Origin of the sequence: Azospirillum aestuarii (assembly GCF_016632405.1) — a bacterium.
Classification (GTDB): Bacteria; Pseudomonadota; Alphaproteobacteria; order Azospirillales; family Azospirillaceae; genus Azospirillum; species Azospirillum aestuarii.
The window spans coordinates 1-1,211 of sequence record NZ_JAEPIV010000093.1 but is presented as its reverse complement, the minus strand read 5'-3'; the positions used below and the strand labels follow the sequence as shown (position 1 = coordinate 1,211).

The following is a 1,211-nucleotide window of genomic DNA, read 5'->3' as shown; positions in this document are numbered from 1 at the left end:
TCACTGAAGCCGCGTCACAGAACGCCGCCTGATCGGCCCGTCACCCAATCTCCAACATAGCTCAGAACATGGGGCGCGGCGGCCGCAGCTCCATCTACATCGTGGATGAGGGCGCCCACATCGATCAGGCCGAGAAGGTCGAAGCGGCCATCATCGGCAACGCCGACTGCCGCGGCTGGGTCTCCTCGGTCAATGGCATGGGCAACCTGTTCTACCGGAAGCGCCAGAACGATAGCGTGAAGGTCTTCACGTTCCGGCTGGAGGACGATCCCCGCAAGACCCCGGAGTGGATCGCGCGCAAGAAGGCGTCCACCGACCCGGTGACCTGGGCGCAGGAATACGAGCTGGATTACGGCGCCTCGGCGGAGGGTGTCTGCATACCCGGCCCGTGGGTGCAGGCCGCCGTCAAGCTCGGGAAGCTGCTGGGCGACCGGCTGGGGCGCTGGATGTCCCCGACCGCACCGGGCGTGGCCGGGATGGACGTCGGCGGCGGCGGCAAAGGCAAGACGGTGCTGGTGATCCGCAAGGGGCCGGTGGTCCGGGTGCCGAAATCCTGGAACACGCCGGACAACATAACGACGACACACTCCGCACTTGATGAGACGCGCCAGGCCGGCGCCGGGGTGATGAACTACGATCCCATCGGTGTCGGCAACACCGTCACCAGCACGCTGAAGCACGCCAACACGGACGGGCTGAAGGTCTATCCGATCAACGTCGGCGATTCGCCGAGCGACGCGGAATGGCCGGACGGACGGAAGGCGAAGGAGATGTTCGCCAACCTGAAGGCGGAGCTTTGGTGGACGGTCCGCTGCGCCTTCCAGCGCTCCTATGAGCTGCTGCTGTTTCTGGAAGGGCAGGAGGGCGGCTGTGACCACCCCCTGGAGGACATCATCGTCCTGCCGGACAGCAAGGAACTCACTGGCCAGCTTCCGGTCCCGAAATGGCTGAAGAACGAGAAGGGGCGAATCGCCATCGAGTCCAAGCTGTCCCTGGCCCGGCGCGGCATCCCGTCGCCCGACTTCGCGGAAGCGCTGGTGCTGACCTATGCGCCGGAGCCGATCGAGGACTTCGTAATGCCCTCCGTCACGCCCGTGTTCGGCGGCCGTGGCGCCGGCCTGCTGTCGTAGGGGGCTGAGTAGCAGGCGACACTGTTGGCGAATTCCGGGGGCTACGCGACGGATCGTTGGAGAGCGGCGAACCGGGAGATG

Annotated in this window: 1 protein-coding gene; it reads left to right on the top strand. The window is 66.0% G+C overall.

All coding sequences use genetic code 11. The features are described from left to right. The first annotated feature begins 68 nt into the window (after positions 1-68). The gene (locus tag JJL56_RS32755) at positions 69-1,130 is read left to right on the top strand and encodes a hypothetical protein (protein WP_200487937.1); all 1,062 of its coding nucleotides are present in this window, start codon (positions 69-71) and stop codon (positions 1,128-1,130) included. Positions 1,131-1,211 lie beyond the last annotated feature (81 nt).